The organism is Luteibacter sp. P4_E6, assembly GCF_056401535.1.
Genome location: NZ_JBFUJE010000659.1, coordinates 1 through 1955, shown reverse-complemented (window position 1 = coordinate 1955; position 1955 = coordinate 1). Strand labels below are relative to the sequence as shown.

The 1955-nt window shown below is 59.5% G+C and carries 3 protein-coding genes; all 3 read right to left on the bottom strand.

The features are described from left to right. Nucleotides 1-4: 4 nt before the first annotated feature. Nucleotides 5-169, bottom strand: coding sequence for a hypothetical protein (locus tag AC1DT2_RS22080; protein ID WP_157503905.1), 165 nt, complete (start codon nt 167-169; stop codon nt 5-7). A gap of 180 nt (nt 170-349) precedes the next feature. Beyond that, nucleotides 350-847, bottom strand: coding sequence for a YciE/YciF ferroxidase family protein (locus AC1DT2_RS22075; RefSeq protein ID WP_477298755.1), 498 nt, complete (start codon nt 845-847; stop codon nt 350-352). A 222-nt stretch (nt 848-1069) separates the two neighbouring features. Continuing rightward, nucleotides 1070-1955 (bottom strand): sigma-54 interaction domain-containing protein (locus tag AC1DT2_RS22070; protein WP_477298753.1); only part of this gene is annotated, 886 nt, incomplete at its 5' end.

Below are 1955 nucleotides of genomic sequence, written 5' to 3'. Positions count from 1 at the left end.
GGGCTTAGCCCCAATCGCCACCGCTATGCGTGGAACCGATGCGGCCGATATCACCGACATCATCGATCTTCGGTGCCCACTTTGCTGCCGTGGTACCAAGCTGCAACGGACCTTCGACCTGTACACCGAAGGGATTGGCGTCGTGCATCAGCTGGTCGCGCTTATCCATGAGAACGCTCCGAAGTTTGTAGGCCGCCATAATGCGGCTCATCGAACCTAGCACAGGCTTCCTAAGGCGCGACGGCCAAGTGCTATGCAATTTCGGTTTGCGCGTCACCGAAAAACACGGTGGGCGAATCCCGCCCACCGCACGGCTGTCGGCATCAACGCCGATGGCACTCAAAGCGTGTCAGGCCTTCTCGACTTGCTTTTGCTTCCCGAGCTGCTCACTGAGCAAGGTCAGCTTTTCATCGGCAGCCTTCTCTTCCTTCAGAGTGGCCAGGAGAAGTGGCACGGCCTTGGTATAGCCCAGCTGGGTAGCCAATGCTGCGAGGGTGCCGTAGGAGGCAATCTCGTAGTGCTCGACCTTGTTGCCGCCGCCGATGAGTGCGACGTCACGCAGTGCGCCCTTTTCGATCTCTTCAATCACTTCCTTGCCCTCCTCCACCAAACCTTCCATGGCGGCGCACTTCATACGCTTGAGCTTGATGCCAAGGAGCTCGACGATTTCGTCGATGCGCTCGACCTGGCCCTGGGTTTCTTCCAGGTGGGAGGTAAAGGCTTCGGCGAGCTTCGGGGACGACGATGCGCGGGCCAGGCGGGGAAGCGCTTTCGTCAGTTGCTTTTCTGCGCTGTAGATGTCCGACAGCTCATGGATGAACAGTTCTTCGATGGTCGTGACGGCCATGGTTTTTCCCTCCCAGGGATGCGGTTATGAAGGAGATGAAAGTCCCGTGAAACGACAGGACCTTTCGTGCGATGTCAGCGCATCGCGTCGAGGCCAGGCGTAGCGTCCGGGGTGCCCCTAGACAATTTCGTCGTCGCGGGAGTGCAACCATGGACTTGGTCGAATCAAGACTTCCGTCAAAGGGCGTGAAGCCGGTGCTGACACGCGGCGTGAAGGGCGTGGTTAGCTGAGGCCGTATCGCTTGATCTTGTACCAGAGCGCGCGCTCGCTGATCTCGAGCAGTCTAGCGGCAGCAGCCTTATTCTTTCCCGCGGCTTCGAGGGCGGCTTCGATCAGGCGACGCTCGAGTTGATCCACATGAGGTCTCAAGGCAAGCGGCTGCTCCGACTGCTGCGCAGTCTCGGAGCCAGCCTTGTCAAGCGCAACAGGTGTCCGCGCAGCGCCTAGTTCGCCCGGGAGATGTGCTGCGGTGATGACTTCGCCCCTGCACAGCACCATCGCTCGCTCGATCAGGTTCTCCAGCTCACGGACATTCCCGGGCCACGTGTAGTTCTCCAGTATCACCAATGCCTCAGGCGATAACGTGGGTGGCGACCTGCTGAGCTCAACCGAATACTTGTTTATGAAGTAGTCGACGAGCAACGGAATGTCGTCCCGCCTGCTCCGAAGCAGCGGCACGTCAACACGTACCACATTGAGCCGAAAGTAGAGATCGCGCCGAAGCGTGCCCGCATCGACGGACTGCTGCGGATCGCGATTGGTTGCAGCGACGACACGCAGGTCGACCGGCGTAGCGACATTGCCTCCGACCTTGTCGATCACAGACTCCTGCAAGACGCGCAAGAGCTTTGCTTGCAGTCCGATCGGCATCTCCGTTATTTCATCGAGAAAGAGCGTGCCTCCACTGGCGAGCTCGCACTTGCCGATCCGGTCGCGCACTGCTCCCGTAAAGGCGCCCTTGACGTGCCCGAACAATTCGCTCTCCAGCAAGTCTGCAGGGATAGCGGCACAGTTGATCGGTACGAAGAGGCCGCTGCGACCGGAAGCGACATGGATGGCGCGAGCCACCAACTCCTTTCCGGTACCTGTTTCACCGACGATGAAGATG

Excerpts from the sequence above, each read along its gene's own strand:
- AC1DT2_RS22080 (WP_157503905.1), bottom strand. The coding sequence starts at position 169 with ATGGATAAGCGCGACCAGCTGATGCACGACGCCAATCCCTTCGGTGTA.
- AC1DT2_RS22075 (WP_477298755.1), bottom strand. The coding sequence starts at position 847 with ATGGCCGTCACGACCATCGAAGAACTGTTCATCCATGAGCTGTCGGAC.